We start from the raw sequence: 16520 nt of genomic DNA, 5'->3' as shown, positions 1-16520 counted from the left end.
ACCTTCGCCTTTTCGGTAAAAATGTATGTACCAGTAAATAATCTCAAACGAGATGGACTGCAATTCTCTAAACTTTTAGCCGGGTATTGAGAGTTATTATCGTACACAATGAAGTTATGAAGCTATTCACACGGATTTTTCGCTGGGCTATACTCACAGTACTCGTTCTGGCGGCTGGTATAGTCGTTGTCGCCTGGTTCATCGACTCCCGGCAGACAGATCAGGAGTTGGCGGAGGAATTTAAAGGACAAGCGATTCGTCCTGTTGTCCATTACTATCAGGTTACCGAGCGCGGTTCGCAAACTCCCCGCACCATTCGGTTTATGGAAACGCCAGCTTCGGCTGCCGATTCTACCCGGCCCGTTGTGCTGTTTGTGCACGGAGCCCCTAGTTCCTTGTCTTTTTTCAACGCGTTTTTTAAAGATACAACCTTGTTGAGCCGTGCCCGACTGGTGGCCGTTGACCGGCCTGGGTATGGCTTTTCTGATTTCGGACGGGTCGAAACCTCGATTATCCGTCAGGCAGAATTGCTGCAACCACTCATCGATCGATATAAGAATGCGCCTTATTTAATGATCGTTGGCTCATCGTACGGCGGTTCTGTAACGGCCCGGCTGGCCATGAACAATCCGGATCGGGTCGATCACGTGGTATTCGTTTCATCGGCGCTGGGACCTGGCCTGGAGCGCACGTATCCAATCAGCTATTTTGCCGACAGTCCGTTGATTCATTGGGGAGTTCCGCCCCTGCTTCGTCTGGCCAACGATGAGAAATTGGCCCACCGGCATGCGCTGGAAGCCATTTTACCGGATTGGCCAAAAATTCGGGCGAGAATCACGATGCTGCACGGCCAGCGCGACGAGCTAGTTTACCCGACTAATGTTTCGTTTGCCCAGAACCATCTGGTCAATGCCGAAGTGAAGCAGTTTATCCTTCCCGAAAACCGCCACGACATTGTGTTCAACAAACGCGAATACATGACCGGCATCATTCTTGACATCCTGACGCAACGCGAGGTGAAAGAAACGGTGAAGGCCAAGCCAATAGCTGCAAAAGCCAGAGTAGAGGAAACGACCAGCCTCTAAGCAGTAATTTCGATTCTATTTTCTTCCGGGTCAAGAACAACACTTTCGTAATAGCCATCGCCCGTATGGCGGGGATCTCCTACAACGGTGTATCCATCCACCCGGAGCCGTTGGGTCAGCGCATCGACGGCATCTTTACTTCCTACTGAAATGGCAAAATGAATGAGGCCCATAAATTGCAGGAGGGCCTCATTTTTTGTATCCGGTATACCCGGCATCTGCATGATTTCCAGCCGGGAACCGCCATCCGGGAAGGTCAGAAAATACGACGAAAAGTCTTTTTTGACATTTGTATATTTCTCATTGGCAGTAGCCCCAAAATACGTTTCGTAGAAGGTTCGTATCCGCTCAAGGTCGCGGACCCATAGGGCAATATGGTCGATGTGCATCCGGCTAGGGGTAGTTTGATTCGGTAGCAAAAATAGCCACGACAGTTCCTGTATTAAGAAGACTCTGTTAACCAAAGTCGGCTGTCTATTACCCGATTCCGGTCAACAGTCCTCGGGTTTCTGATCTGACAAGCTAATTGTTTCGGTAGATTTAGGGATGCGTACCGTAAATCTTTAGCGGTTATGTCTTTTCATTGGGACTTAACAGCTGCCCCCATGGAAATCCTGCCGTATGATCGTAGAACATTTTTGAAAAATATAGCGCTGGGAAGCGTAACGATCACTATGCCCACGTCGATCTGGACGAGCAGCCAGGTGGTTGAGAAAGGAAAACGGGTTGGTATCATTGGCCTGGATACGTCTCACAGTACCGCGTTTACAAAAGCGCTGAATGCCCCGGAAGCAAATCCAGCCTATGCCGGGTATAAGGTTGTGGCGGCTTACCCCTACGGCAGTAAAGACATAGAAAGCAGCACATCGCGCATTCCGGCTTATACGGACGAGGTAAAAAAACTAAACGTAGAGATTGTCGATTCAGTCGATGCGCTCTTGCGAAAAGTTGATGTCGTTCTGCTGGAAACAAACGACGGACGGTTGCACCGTGAACAGGCCATTCAAGTGCTCAAAGCCGGTAAACGTATGTTTATCGATAAGCCCATTGCGGCCTCGCTCTCCGATGTAGTGGCTATTTTCGCGGCCTCTCAGACCTACAAGATCCCCATCTTCTCGGCCTCTTCCCTCCGCTACATTACAGGTATCGAAGGCCTTACCAAAAGTCAGGTATTGGGAGCCGATACCTTTAGCCCGGCTGTGCTGGAGAAAACACATCCCGATTTTTTTTGGTACGGCGTTCATGGTGTCGAAACACTGTATACGGCGATGGGCACCGGGTGCCGGGAGGTGATTCGGGTGCATACCAACGATACCGACATTGTTGTGGGTACCTGGGCCGATGGACGCATTGGCACGTTTCGGGGTACGCGAACAGGGAAACATGACTACGGCGGCACGGTTTATACACAAACCGGAAACGTCCGGCTTGGCCCCTACGCAGGCTACGAACCGTTGCTCAAGGCCATTATTGCCTATTTTGAAACGGGTACGGTTCCGGTTTCGCCCGAGGAAACCACCGAAATTTTTGCCTTTATGGAGGCCGCTGATGAAAGCAAACGCCGGGGCGGAGCGCCCGTGACGCTGGCCAGTGTGATAGCTAACCTGAAACCATAAGCCTTTTTGACGATACCTGACACGTTCTTTTCTAATACCCGTATGAATACGACCGAACCCATTATGCTTACTGATTCGCGCAGAGACTTTATCCGAAAAAGCCTGATCACGACCGCAGCCTTGTCGGTAGGCGGTGTTTTACCCGGTTTCAGCCCCAAAAGCTACGCCCGGATTCTGGGAGCTAATGAGAAAGTGCGGATAGGCATGATGGGCGTGAATAGCCGGGGCCTGGCGCTGGCAGAAAATTTTGCGCTTCAACCGAATTGCGAGGTCATCTCCATATCGGATGTCGACACGCGAGCCGCTGACAAATGCATTACGGTTGTTGAAGGAGCACAAAAATCGACTCCCAAAAACCAGCCCGACTTTCGAAAGGCGCTGGAAAACAAAGACCTGGATGCCCTGGCCATAGCCGCGCCCGACCACTGGCACGCGCCCGCAGCAATTCTGGCCTCCAAAGCCGGAAAACACGTTTACCTGGAAAAGCCATGCAGCCATAATCCGCATGAAGGCGAACTGCTGCTGGCGGCTGCGAAGAAATACAAGAATGTCATTCAAATGGGCAACCAGCGTCGGTCATGGCCCAATGTGGCCCAGGCCATCCAGGCCGTGCAGACTGGTGTCATCGGGCGCCCTTATTTTGCCAAAGGTTGGTATACCAACAACCGGGCGTCGATTGGCATAGGCAAAACCGTGGCCGTGCCAACCTGGCTGGATTATGATCTGTGGCAGGGGCCTGCCCCCCGGCGTGCCTTCAAAGACAACCTCATTCACTATAATTGGCACTGGCTGTGGCACTGGGGAACGGGCGAAGCATTGAATAATGGTACGCACATGGTCGACCTGATGCGCTGGGGTATGGGCGTAACCTTTCCGACAAAAGTGACCTCTTCCGGTGGCCGCTACCGCTACAAAGACGACTGGGAAGCGCCCGATACACAGGTCATTACGCTGGAATTCCCTAACAATACCGCTATCACCTGGGAAGGACGAAGCTGCAACGGGCGAACCGTCGAAGGCAATAGCGTAGGGGTTATGTTTTACGGCGATACCGGTTCACTGCTGATCGAATCGGGTAATTCCTACAAGATTTATGACTTGGAGAACAAGCTGGTAAAAGAGGTGAAAAACGACCTCCCCATTGATCCCCGCAATAAGATGAATCCATCCCAAACACTGGATGCCATTCATCTCCAGAACTTCTTCGACAGCATCAAAAAAGGAACGGCGCTGGCTTCGGATATTGTCGGCGGTCATCAGAGTACGTTGCTTTGTCAATTGGGCAATATTGCCTTACGGTCGGGTGGAATGCTCACCACCGACCCCGCCAACGGGCATATTGTCAATAATAAAGAAGCCGAAAAACTGTGGAAGCGAGATTACCAGAAAGGTTGGGAGCCGACCGTCTGATGGGTGTTAATCAATTACTCGTTAATCCATAGCCAATATGAACTCTCTGGCCATTGACGACCGTAGTCTCGACAAACGCGGAACGACGATTTCGATCCTGCTGATCGGGCTGATGTTTTTTATCTTCGGATTTGTTTCCTGGGTCAATTCCATCCTGATTCCTTATTTCAAAATTGCGTGTGAGCTAACGAGCTTCCAGGCCTATCTGGTGGCGTTTGCGTTCTACATTGCCTACTTTATTATGTCGATTCCGGCGTCTTACCTGCTCAAAGCGGTTGGCTTCAAAAAAGGCATGATGATCGGATTTTGGGCCATGGCATTGGGGGCGTTTATTTTCATCCCCGCTGCCCAGACCCGCACCTACGGGATTTTTCTGATGGGTCTGTTTACCATCGGTATCGGCCTGGCCATTCTGCAAACGGCGGCCAATCCTTATGTAACGATGCTCGGCCCAAAGGAGCGGGCGGCTCAGCGCATCAGTATAATGGGCATTTGCAACAAGGCTGCCGGAATCCTGTCGCCCCTCGTTTTTGCTGCGGTCATTCTGCGTCCTACCGACACAGACCTCTTCGCTCAGTTGAGCACGATGGGTGTAGCCGAACGGGGAGCGGCTCTGGACGAGCTTGTCCGGCGGGTTATTCCGCCCTACACGGTTTTGGGTATCTTCCTGTTTGTGCTGGGCTATCTGGTGTACCGATCTCCCCTCCCCGAACTGAACACCGAGCAGGAAAGCTCGGAAGTAGCGACTGCCAACGCGGGGAAAACCAGTATTTTGCAGTTCCCTCACCTGATTCTGGGCGCATTGGCTATTTTTCTGCACGTAGGCACCCAGGTTATCGCCATCGACACGATCATTGGCTACGCCGGTTCCATGGGCATCAGCCTGCTGGAAGCCAAAGTGTTTCCCTCATACACCCTTTTCTGCACCATCTGCGGGTATATAATTGGGATCATTACCATTCCCCGGTTTATCAGTCAGGTAAACGCGCTGCGGATATGCACCTTGCTGGGCACCGGCTTTACGTTGCTCATCATTTTTACCCGTGGCGCCTTCACCTTTTTGGGGCATGAGACGGATGTATCGATCTGGTTTGTAGTGCTGCTGGGTCTGTCGAATTCGCTGATCTGGGCGGGCATCTGGCCACTGGCGCTGGATGGACTGGGGCGGTTCACGAAACTGGGCGCGTCCATCCTGATTATGGGGTTATGCGGCAATGCCATCATGCCCCTCTTCTACGGCTATTTTGCCGATCGATTCGACCTGCGTACTGCCTATTGGGTACTGTTTCCCTGTTACCTTTACCTGGTTTTTTACGCTCAGAAAGGGCATCAGCTACGCAAATGGGGTTTTTGAAGATTAGCAACGGAACATTGATCACACCCCATCGGTATATCCGGGGAGGTACCATCGTCATTGAAAATGGCCTGATTTGGGGCGTTCATGAGCGCGATGTGGATGTGCCCGAAGCAACCGAACTGGATGCGGGCGGGCGTTACGTTGCACCCGGCTTTATCGACATTCATGTGCATGGCGGGGGCGGCTATGACTTCATGGACGGCACGGAAGAAGCGTTTCTCAACATTGCGAAACTCCACGCCCGGTATGGTACCACATCATTGGTACCAACGACGCTGACGGCCGAAAAAGACGATCTTCTGCAAACGCTGGATGTGTATGAGCGTGCCCATCGGGCCAACTACCAGGGAGCAGCTTTCCTGGGTATTCATCTGGAAGGCCCTTACTTCGCGTTGAGTCAGCGGGGGGCGCAGGACCCACGCTACATCCGTAACCCCGACCCACGGGAATACGAAGAAATTCTGGCGTATTCCTCCTCCATTGTTCGTTGGAGTGCTGCCCCGGAGCTACAGGGTGCCATTCCATTTGGCCGTCGACTGTGTGAAAAAGGCATTATAGCCGCCGTGGCGCATACCGACGCGATTTATGAAGAGGTGCTGGAAGCCTACGAGAATGGCTATACGCTGGCTACCCATTTGTACTCGGCGATGTCGGGCGTAACGCGCCGGAATGCCTTTCGGTATGCCGGGGTTATCGAAAGCGCTTATCTGCTGGATATGGACGTCGAAATTATTGCCGATGGCGTTCATTTACCCCCGCCGTTACTCAAACTAGTCTATAAAATCAAAGGCGCAGACCGAACGGCGCTTATTACCGATGCGATGCGGGCTGCCGGTATGCCCGAAGGCAAAAGTGTGCTGGGTTCACTAAAAAATGGCCTGGACGTCATTGTCGAAGATGGCGTGGCCAAACTGCCCGACCGCAGTTCGTTTGCGGGGAGCGTTGCCACGACCAATCAACTCGTTCGCCAGATGGTCCAGCTAGCCGACGTGCCCCTGCTGGAAGCCGTTCGGATGGCCAGCACCACGCCCGCGCGTATTATGGGCGTCGACGCGCGAAAAGGATCGCTGGCGGTTGGTAAAGACGCCGATCTGGTCATTTTTGACGATAATCTGGTTGTTGAAGCGACGCTTGTCAATGGAAAACTCATCTATTCAACTAACTCGATATCAATCGAATGACACCTTTACCTAACCAAGCCAGCCGCACGTTCACCGTTGATCAGCTTCAGGTCAAGTTATTCATGAATCGGCAGCAACTTGGCCAGCAGGCAGCCCAGGCCGTTGCCAGCCAAATTAGATCCTTACACCAATCTCAGGATTTCGTTAACATCGTTTTTGCATCCGCCCCTTCACAAAATGAATTTTTGACCGCATTGACGCAGGAGTCCAATCTGGACTGGAACCGGGTCCGGGCGTTTCATATGGATGAATACATCGGGTTGCCCACCGATGCTCCCCAGCGCTTTGGCCAATATCTGAAAGAGCAACTGTTTGATAAAGTCGGAATACAGGACGTATTCTATCTGGATGGTAACGCTGCGGATTCGCAGCAGGAGTGTCTCCGCTACGGCGCGCTACTCGACCACTACCCAACAGATATCGTCTGCATGGGCATTGGCGAGAACTGCCATATTGCCTTCAACGACCCGCACGTAGCTAACTTTAATGACCCGGACCTGGTCAAAAAAGTCCAGCTCGATCTGACGAGTCGGCAGCAACAGGTACATGATGCCTGTTTTGCTACGCTGGAGCAGGTCCCTGAATACGCCCTTACGTTAACAATTCCGGCATTGGTTCGTGCCCGCTATTTGTTTTGTATGGTACCGGCCAGCCACAAAGCCGAAGCCATCAACCATACGCTGACCGATACGATTTCGGAAAAATACCCGGCTACCATTTTACGGCTTCACGACAACGCCACCCTGTTTATTGATCAGGATAGCGGAGCGAAATATTTGAAAGAAACAGCATTCGTTGACTAAAAAATGCTCTTTCCGATTTGACTCGCTATAGCACCAGCATGGGCATCCAGAATACGCCATCACCCAGCCAGCGATAGCGCTCATTTTTGAGAAAATAGCCGGGATACCGCTGAATGCCATATAACGTTACGCTCATCAGCGAAAGCATCAGCCCGGACCGCTGGGCGAACCGGTCGGCCGTCAGGAAACAGAGGGCAAAACCCGCCAGCACAATGACAAATGCCAGCCAGCGCAGGATCAAATCGCAGCGTTCCAGCCCCCAGGCCGTGGCCAGCGAAAATGTTGGCTGACCCGGCATTTCGAGTTGTTCCATAACGGCAAACAACAGCAGATTCTGAAACGCGATTCCGGCAAACATGACTCCCTGCACGATCTCGATGGTGCTCACCGAAGGCCGTTGCACCCATACACTTCCCCAAACGCCTGCGGCATACAACAGGGCGACCAGAGGCTCTTTCAGTAAAAGAGCCGGGTGGCGGGCCGGAAGCCGAAACACCAAAGCCACATAAGCCGCACAAATGCCACCCAGCACAAGGCCGAATTTGATGACACTGATGGGCAGGAAAAACAGCAGGACAAAGGCGACGATAGCCGCGCCAATGACAGCGCGCCAAAGCAGAGCAGCGTGCGTACGGTGAAACCGATGGCGGGCGGTGAGTGGCTGGCTGGCCGGATTAACACTGTGTTTTCGAACGTCGAGCAGCCGATCGACGGTGTAGATCATGAACACCACCAGGGCCAATACGATGGGCGTAGCCCAATGCACCGGATCCACGTCTGATAGACGGGCAGCCATGCGATTGGACAAGACGGCTCCCATAACGACGGGAAAACTCAGGTAGTAAACGGTACGTAAATAGTTGAGCAAAGGATGTAAGTCGTCATAAAGCGGTGCCGATAGGAATGGCGACGCTACGTTTTTGTAAATTCCACAGACAGGATGATAAACGTTATCGCGGTCTGTGAGTAAGTAACCCGGCCAAATCAAAACGGTTCAGGCGGACTTAGCCAGGGCTCCTGCCGGTTGATCACCTCGATGGGCTGCCCCACCCGCAAAGTCCCTAAAGTAAGCGCGCCGGTTGGCTTGGCCAGCACGTTTTGCCCAAACAAAATTTTGTGCTTCCATTGCCGGTACGTTGCCAGTGTCCGCAATGGTTCTCTGCCCTTCTGAGCTGTTTCCGGATCGATGGTCGTCAGCACACAGCGGGCGCAGGGTTTGACACCAAAAAAATCCACGTCTCCAATTCGGAACTGTTGCCAGGCATCTTCTTCGTTCGGCAAGCTCCCGGCAACCACAATATTCGGGCGGAAACGAACCATCGTGATTGGTTCATCCAGTTGCTGGTTCAGGTGGTCGAGGGATGCTTGACCAATGAGCAAATAAGGATACCCGTCGGCAAAACTCACCGCATCGTTCTCGCGGGCGTAGGCCGGGTCAACATCGCGGTGGGTCGTTTCGGGCATGTAAACCAGTCGGCAGGGCTTTTCCAGAACGCGGCTAAACCACTGATCGGCCTCCGCGCTGACCACCAGAGCAGGCACGTTATTACTGTCCCAGATAGTAACCGCAACGGTTTCTCGGGGCGTTGTTTCGCCTTCGGTTTGTGTCGGTATGGCTAACGGAAGCGTCAGCACATCGTCTGGCCGATGGCGGTGCCAGACACGCAACCCGGTATCCCCATCAATGGCCACATCCAGCAGAGCCATTTGGTGATTAGTGCGCTGGGTCATAAAGTCACCATTGGGGTCGACCAGCATAAACCGCCGGTCGTAGCGCAGTCCTTTTCCCTCAACGACCGTCTCGGTTACCGAAATAGCACCCAGCGACTTGATCGGATAAATTAGTAGTTCAGAGATGGTCATTGTGGTTAGGTGGTTTACGGTATTCGGTTAACGGTTTGTGGTTTTACAGTTTGTAGTTTGTAGTATTCGGTTTGTGGTTTATTGACGCGCCAGGGGACCGGCGAAAGCAACTGGTGCGTCAGCCAACCACAAACCTCAAATTATAAACCGTTAACTTCAAACCAAATCCTAAAAACTCATTCGTGGCATCGGGCTAACGGTTTGTGGGGTGAATTCACCCTGTTCATATTTAAACTGAGCGGCCATGGCAATCATAGCGGCATTGTCCGTACAGTATTCAAAACGGGGAATATACACGTTCCAACCCTGCTCCTGACCAAGTTGCGTAAGGGCCGTTCGCAGCCCACTATTGGCCGATACGCCCCCGGCAATGGCGATTTCCCGAATGCCCGTTTCCCGGGCGGCCCGCTTCAACTTTGTGAGTAACATCTGCACCAGCGTATGCTGGATACTGGCGCAAATATCCGCCAGATTTCCAGCGATAAACTCAGGGTTGGTTTTTACATTATCCCGCAAAAAATACATGATCGCGGTTTTAATACCGCTGAATGAAAAGTCAAGATTAGCCATTTCGCTCATGGGAAATTTGAAGGCAAGCGGGTTACCGGCTTTTGCGTATTTGTCAATCAACGGCCCACCGGGATAAGGCAGGCCCAGCAACTTGGCCGATTTATCGAAGGCTTCGCCCACAGCATCATCCAGGGTTTGTCCCAGAACGGTCATGTCCAGCGGACTATCGACGCGAACGATCTGGGTATGCCCACCGCTAACGGTCAGGCATAGAAACGGGAAGGCCGGCCGGGGGGCTTCGATGAAGTGCGCCAGAACATGCGCCTGCATGTGGTTGACTTCAATAAGCGGGATATTCAGGCCCAGCGCCATGGCTTTAGCAAAGGACGTTCCGACCAGCAACGACCCTAACAAACCGGGTCCCCGCGTAAAAGCAATGGCCGATAGCTCATTTTTAGGTAACTTTGCCTCGGCTAAGGAGCGCTCAACCACGGGCAGAATATGCTGTTGATGGGCTCTTGAAGCCAGCTCAGGCACAACACCACCGTATTGTTCATGAATTAACTGAGTGGCAATTACGTTCGATAAAAGATGCCCGTTGGCTAATACTGCTGCCGACGTTTCGTCGCAGGAAGACTCAATGGCTAAAATGTTCACCGTACAAAACTAATGGATAATGATTTCTATTCTACAACAATGGAAGTTGTGATTAAACCGTTCACTCGTTTATACAGTCAAAGGTGTACTCATTTGCCGTTATTTGTTGTAGCTTAGGCATTTCCACCCCGGATGCGTCAGTTTTTCGCCATATTTCTTAAAACACTGCTTTACCTGGTCCTCACGGTAATCGGTTTGGCATTGGGCATTCTACTGAGTCTACAGCTTCCGGCCGTACAGACGCGCCTTGCTCAGGAAGGTGCCAAGTGGCTGTCCGCAAAACTCCTCTTCCCGGTTGATATTGAGGGGGTTTCCATTAAGTGGTTCGATTCATTAACCCTTGAGGGCGTTCGAATCAAAGACCGCCAGGGACGACCCATGATTACGGTGAAACGGCTCGACGCTGATTATAACCTTAAAAATTTACTGGATTCGTCGGCTCACAACATTCACCTGGATGAAGTGGTGTTGTACAAGCCCGATGTCAGGATGATCAAAAATCCTAAAAACGGCGACACCAATCTCGATGATTTCGTTGCCCGAATTGAAGAGCTGACGTCCGACCCAACCAAACCCAGCATTCCCAACCAGAACGTTCCCTTCACCATTGGCCACATTCACCTGGTTGAAGGTGCCTATACCCTCGAAGACCCGCGCGAACCATTCCTGCATAACCGGGCCAGCTTCGACTACAACCATTTTACCCTTAAGCACCTCACCGCCGAGGTGAGCGATTTTTTAGTACTGGGCGATACCATTGCGTTCGACGCCAAGGGGTTATCCGGCATTGACCGCGACTCCCGCATAAAAATACGGCAGTTGGATACGCGCTTCCTGTACTGCAATACCAAAATGGAACTGGGCCGGTTGTATGCCCATATCGGCAACTCGATCATTCGAAACGAACTGACGTTTTTTTACGACAAGCCTTCCGCCTTCAGTGATTTCAACAGCCGGGTGACGCTGAAAGCGAACTTTCGCAACAGCAAAGTGGAGTCGAAAGATTTGGGATTCTTTTCGGATTACCTGCGTGGACTGAACGAGACCTGGCTGCTCAGCGGCATCTTTATCGGCACCGTCAATGATTTTCAGCTTCGACGTACCGATCTCCGGTTCGGCCCCAATGGCCGCAGCCAGCTGACAGGCGATCTGGCCTGGAAAGGCTTACCCGACATGGACAAGACGACGGTTGATTTTGCCTTTACGCCATCCACCGTCAACATGACCGATATCCGGCAATATTACCCCGACTCGTCCTTCAACCGGACCATTCAGAAGTTAGGCGTAGTTACGTTCAATGCCACGTTTGCGGGTGCTTTCGATGATTTCAAGACCAAAGGAACCGTCAAAACGAGTATTGGTACTGTAACGGGTGATCTTGCTCTGAAACTCGCAGACAAGCCCGATCTGACGACTTATACGGCCAACCTGAAAGGCGAACATGTAGACCTTGGCCAGTTGTTGAGCCAGCCCGACGAATTTGGCAAACTTGACGGCGAAGGCCGCATTACCGGCCATGGGACAGATTTAAAACGGGCCCGTATTGATTTCGATGGGCAGCTTGGTCAGTTCGGCTGGCAGGGCTATGGCTATCGAAATGTCGTGACGCATGGCAATTTACAGAACGGCCTTTTCCAGGGAAACCTTCGAATTAACGACCCCAATCTGGCCGTCAATCTGGATGGCGAGTTCAACCTGAGTGGGGCCAAAAACCATTACGACCTGCGGGGAATGATTGACCATGCCGACCTGCGCGAACTAGGCTATTTGCGCGATTCGCTGGTGGTAAAAACAAAGCTGGATGTTCAGTTGGAAGGTAGCAAGCTGGATGATATTGTGGGCAGCGCGGTATTCACCAACGCCACCCTGACGCTGAACCGGCCCGAACGAAATTTGGCCGTTGACAAACTTACCCTGGCCTCCACTATCGAGCGTCAGGGCGGCACGACCCCCGATTCCAGTGGTACCCAACGCTATTTTAACCTTGATTCTGACTTCCTGACCACGCGCCTGCAAGGTACCTTCCAGCCCCAGCGGACAATCGACGATTTGACCAAACTGGCGAAAGAGTACCAGCTTTATTTTGCCGGTGATGCCGCTGGCATGAAGGCGTATTATGAACAGAAACAACGCCTGGCCGCCCGTGCCGTCAGCCGGAAATCAGCCAGCGCCCCCCAGCGCTACGGCGTCGATTATCAGCTGATTACCAAGAATAGTACGCCTTTGCTCGACTTTTTAAAGTCGGCGGTTTACATAGCACCGGCCACCCGGCTCGAAGGTCGCTTCACCGTTGATAATACGTCGTTTCTAACGGCAACGGTGAAAACGGATTCGGTACGTTTCGGCAAAATCGGCTTTGGCCCAAGTGATCTCGACCTGACAACCTCTAAGTTCACGTATGGACAGGAAGTACTGGCTTCGGCCATTATTTCCTCAAAACGGCAGATGTTCAGTTCGCTCCTCCCAACGCGTAACCTTCAGGCAGAAGCCTCGTGGGCCGTCGACCATATTGACTTCACGAGTCGCATTGAGCAGGCAGACAGTGTAGGCCGGTACGTTAACCGGGCCGATCTCAACGGCGAATTAAGTTTCAAAGGCGACGCTATTGACCTGACTTTTCGACAGTCGAAACTACGCGTGCTGGATGGCGACTGGACCTTGAACCCACAAAGTCTGATCCGGAAAGTTGGCAACGAATACACGATTCGGGATCTCTCGCTGCTGAACGAAAATCAATTGATTCAGGCATCGGGAAAAATCTCGGCCGACACAGCCGAACACTTGGCCGTAGAGGCTCAGAACTTCCTGCTGGCTTCGCTTAACTCCGTTCTGAACACAACGCTCGGCGGTACGTTAAACGGTTCCATGGCCGTTCGAAACGTCTATGAAACACCCATCCTGGAAAGCGCCTTATCCGTCAGGGAGCTCTCGTACGAAAATGCGCTCATTGGCGATATACGGGCCCAGGGCGAGTGGGACCAGCAGGCACAACGCCTGAATGTAGACGCCCGCGTTAACCGCAACGGGGTCGATGTGGTCACGTTAACCGGAAATTACACACCCCAGCAAAAAACGAATCCTCTGGCCTTAAATGCGCAGGTTAACAATGCCAATTTATCCCTTTTAGAACCGTTTACGAAAGGGTTATTTTCCAATCTGGGAGGCATCGCCAGTGGGGTTGTGGCCGTTAGTGGTAAGCCAGCCGCACCGATACTGAAAGGTGACGTGACGATACAGGGCGGCCGAGGCCGATTCGACTACCTCAAAGCCGACTTCACCTTTGACGATAAGATTTATTTTGGTGAGAGTGAGATCATCACCCGCCAGCTCACCCTGCGCGATCCCCAGGGCAACACAGCCCTGCTCAGAGGTGGAGTTTACCACGATGGCTTCCGCTATTTCACCCTTGGCTTCGATGCAGATTTCAAGAATTTCAAGATCATGAATACGCTGGCCGCCGACAATGATGCCTTCTACGGACAGGCCGTTGTGACGGGACGGGCCGAACTGTTTGGCCCCACGAACAACCTGACCATCCGGGCCAACGTGGCCAGTAATAAAGGCACCCGAATCTATATTCCGCTCGATGGGGCCACATCCGTAGCGGCCGATGACCAGATCCGGTTTGTGAGCCGTATACCCAGCGGAACCCCTGGAAAGCCCGGCAGTCAAACCGCAACGAAGACGGAGGGCGAAATCGACCTGTCCAGGATTCAAATGGATTTTAATTTCGACATCACCCCCGATGCCTATTGCGAGATTCAGCTGGATCGGCAAACGGGTGATATCATTAGTGCCTATGGACAAGGCCGTGTAGCGATGAAGGTCGATACGAAAGGCGACTTTACAATGACGGGTAATTATGAGATCCAGAAGGGCGATTACACCTTCACCTTCCAGAACATCATCAACAAACGGTTTCAGATTCGCCCGAATAGCCGCATTACCTGGACTGGCGACCCGTATGGGGCTTTGCTGGATGTAACGGCGGCTTATACGCAGTATACGTCTCTGGCCCCCCTGCTAGCCACAAACGGCTCGACAACGAACACCAGAGCTGATCAAACCCGACGGTATCCGGTCGATCTGGTCATTAAATTAAATGGCGAGCTGGGGGCTCCTGCCATCAGCTACGATCTGGACATTAAAGAGTACCCATCGTCGTCCGATTTCCGGCAGGCGGTCACTGCGTTTGAGTCGCGGCTACAGAGCAACGATCAGGAACTGACGCGCCAGGTAAGCAGCGTTCTCCTGTTCAATCAGCTCCTTTCCGAAGGCACCAACCTGTTTGATCAGGGCCAGGTGAACTCCGGTGTGGCCAACAGTGTCAGTGAATTGCTGTCAAACCAGATTAGTCGGCTGGCCTCGAATCTGAATGAGAAACTGGATGTGGGCGTTTCCTTCGGTGGGTTTACGGGGGGTACACAGACGGACAACCTGCTCAATAATCTGCAACTCCGTTTCTCCTACCGGCTACTCAATGACCGGTTGCGCATCAGCCGCGATGGCGGGTTTACTTACGGGCAGAGCCAATACAATGCAGCCAGCTTACTCGGCGAATGGACACTCGAATATTTTGTAACGCCCGATGGTCATTTACGCGCAAAAGTGTACAACCGAAACCAGCAAAGTATTCTTAGCCAGACCAGTTTTAACAGTACCATTACCACCGGTGGCGGTATCAGTTTGCTCTACACCCGCTCCTTCAACCGGCTTTTTGGCAGCAAGCGCCCTACGCCCGGACTGAACCCAGCCAAGCCAGCGGATGAGCCTGCATCTACCCCCAGTCCTGCAACTACGCTCTCTGTAACGGGCCGGGAAATCTTCCGCTAGAGGGTCTTGGTAGCTTCGCAAGAAATATCTCGGGGCTTAAAGGGTTAAAAAATTTACTTTTTCCCTTTATCTTTTTGTACCATTCCCCCACCCTATGAAGTTCTATCAACGGTTATTACTCGTTGTTTCTCTCATTATAATGGGTCAAACGCTCCTGGCTCAGCGCACTTTTACAAATCCCATTAAGAATTCCGGACCCGACCCCTGGGTACTGCAGAAAGATGGCTGGTACTATTACATGAATACCACGGGCAGTAACTTAACCCTCTGGAAAACCAGAAATGTGGCGGATCTGGCTTCGTCCGAAAGTAAGGTCATCTATACTCCACCTAAAGGGCAACCCTATTCACGGGATTTATGGGCACCTGAAATTCATTCCTTTCGGGACGAACAGGGCAAAGACCGCTGGTACATTTATGTCTCGGCCGATTCAATCAATAACCTCTCGCACCGGGTTTGGGTATTGGAAAACCCATCGTCTGACCCCATGCAGGGCGAATGGACAATGAAGGGCAAACTGGGCGACGAAGACAACCACTGGGAAATCGACATGTCTGTTATCGAGTACAAGGGAAAACTTTATGCGGCCTGGTCAGGTTGGGAAGGCTCTACGAATGGTCGGCAGGACATATTTATTGCCCGGCTTAAAAACCCCTGGACGATGGACGGTAAACGAGTGAAAATCTCCCAACCCGATCAACCCTGGGAACGCCACGGCGATGTGCCGCAGGCCTGGCAAAACAATGGTGAAATCCCGAAAATATACGTAAACGAAGGACCGGAGTTTCTGCCCCATAACGACCGGTTATTTATTGTTTACTCAGCTAATGCCTGCTGGCTCGATTACTGCCTTGGCCTGCTCACCCACGACGGGAAAGGCGACTTGCTGGACCCGAAAAGCTGGACAAAGAGCGCCGGGCCCGTTTTTGCTCAGGCACCCGAAAACGGCGTTTGGGCACCCGGCCATGGCGGTTTTTTTCGCTCGGCCGACGGCAAACAAGATTGGATGATTTACCACGCGAACGCATCGGCAGATGATGGATGCGGCAACAAACGGGCACCCTATATTCAACCCTTCACCTGGAATGCCGATGGCTCACCTCACTTTGGTAAGCCTGCTCCCAGAACACCCATGCCCGTGCCGGCTGAGAATTGATGGACTTATTTATTGGATACTCGCAAAGCCACTCCTTACTAATTCTAAT

General features: G+C 52.3%; 12 protein-coding genes. 8 read left to right on the top strand and 4 right to left on the bottom strand.

Features of this window, described 5'->3' with window-relative positions; translation table 11 throughout:
* Window positions 1-116 precede the first annotated feature (116 nt).
* Complete coding sequence (locus ACYVAM_RS18275; RefSeq protein WP_461069561.1) at window positions 117-1085, top strand: alpha/beta fold hydrolase; 969 nt, start codon at window positions 117-119, stop codon at window positions 1083-1085.
* Here the strand turns inward: ACYVAM_RS18275 and ACYVAM_RS18270 are convergent.
* Window positions 1082-1474, bottom strand: coding sequence for a VOC family protein (locus ACYVAM_RS18270; protein ID WP_461069559.1), 393 nt, complete (start codon window positions 1472-1474; stop codon window positions 1082-1084). The two genes, ACYVAM_RS18275 and ACYVAM_RS18270, sit on opposite strands and share 4 nt — an antisense overlap.
* A gap of 216 nt (window positions 1475-1690) precedes the next feature.
* Between ACYVAM_RS18270 and ACYVAM_RS18265 the strand changes: the two genes are divergently transcribed.
* The 5 genes from ACYVAM_RS18265 to ACYVAM_RS18245 are packed head-to-tail and all read left to right on the top strand — an operon-like array spanning window position 1691 to window position 7452.
* Window positions 1691-2701: a Gfo/Idh/MocA family protein gene (locus tag ACYVAM_RS18265; RefSeq protein ID WP_461069557.1), complete on the top strand. Its 1011-nt coding sequence runs from the start codon at window positions 1691-1693 to the stop codon at window positions 2699-2701.
* Window positions 2702-2743: 42 nt separating this feature from the next.
* Window positions 2744-4111 carry a Gfo/Idh/MocA family protein gene (locus ACYVAM_RS18260; protein WP_461069555.1) on the top strand — a complete coding sequence of 456 codons (1368 nt, stop codon included), beginning with the start codon at window positions 2744-2746 and terminating at the stop codon, window positions 4109-4111.
* A gap of 37 nt (window positions 4112-4148) precedes the next feature.
* Window positions 4149-5465: a sugar MFS transporter gene (locus ACYVAM_RS18255; RefSeq protein ID WP_461069553.1), complete on the top strand. Its 1317-nt coding sequence runs from the start codon at window positions 4149-4151 to the stop codon at window positions 5463-5465.
* A complete protein-coding gene (nagA, locus tag ACYVAM_RS18250) occupies window positions 5453-6649 on the top strand; it encodes an N-acetylglucosamine-6-phosphate deacetylase (protein ID WP_461069551.1) in 1197 nt (398 codons plus the stop codon). Before ACYVAM_RS18255 ends, nagA begins: the two co-directional genes overlap by 13 nt.
* On the top strand, window positions 6646-7452 hold the full coding sequence (locus ACYVAM_RS18245; protein WP_461069549.1) for a 6-phosphogluconolactonase: 807 nt from the start codon (window positions 6646-6648) through the stop codon (window positions 7450-7452). The genes nagA and ACYVAM_RS18245 overlap by 4 nt, the downstream gene beginning before the upstream one ends.
* A 25-nt stretch (window positions 7453-7477) precedes the next feature.
* Here the strand turns inward: ACYVAM_RS18245 and ACYVAM_RS18240 are convergent, their stop codons facing one another.
* The 3 genes from ACYVAM_RS18240 to tsaD form a co-directional block, all read right to left on the bottom strand.
* Entirely contained in the window at window positions 7478-8320 is an 843-nt protein-coding gene (locus tag ACYVAM_RS18240; RefSeq protein ID WP_461069547.1) for a hypothetical protein, read from the bottom strand.
* Between the two features lie 116 nt (window positions 8321-8436).
* Complete coding sequence (locus tag ACYVAM_RS18235) at window positions 8437-9315, bottom strand: MOSC domain-containing protein (RefSeq protein WP_461069545.1); 879 nt, start codon at window positions 9313-9315, stop codon at window positions 8437-8439.
* A 168-nt stretch (window positions 9316-9483) separates the two neighbouring features.
* Complete coding sequence (tsaD, locus tag ACYVAM_RS18230; RefSeq protein ID WP_461069543.1) at window positions 9484-10482, bottom strand: tRNA (adenosine(37)-N6)-threonylcarbamoyltransferase complex transferase subunit TsaD; 999 nt, start codon at window positions 10480-10482, stop codon at window positions 9484-9486.
* Between the two features lie 132 nt (window positions 10483-10614).
* Here tsaD and ACYVAM_RS18225 point away from each other — a divergent pair, with 132 nt between their 5' ends.
* Both ACYVAM_RS18225 and ACYVAM_RS18220 read left to right on the top strand, forming a co-directional pair.
* The gene (locus ACYVAM_RS18225) at window positions 10615-15315 is read left to right on the top strand and encodes a translocation/assembly module TamB domain-containing protein (protein ID WP_461069541.1); all 4701 of its coding nucleotides are present in this window, start codon (window positions 10615-10617) and stop codon (window positions 15313-15315) included.
* A 94-nt stretch (window positions 15316-15409) separates the two neighbouring features.
* Window positions 15410-16471 carry a glycoside hydrolase family 43 protein gene (locus ACYVAM_RS18220; RefSeq protein ID WP_461069539.1) on the top strand — a complete coding sequence of 354 codons (1062 nt, stop codon included), beginning with the start codon at window positions 15410-15412 and terminating at the stop codon, window positions 16469-16471.
* The last annotated feature ends 49 nt before the right edge of the window (window positions 16472-16520 follow it).

This window comes from Spirosoma horti, assembly GCF_054776595.1.
The sequence above is the reverse complement of the archived record's forward strand: the minus strand, read 5'-3'. Positions and strand labels throughout refer to the sequence as shown.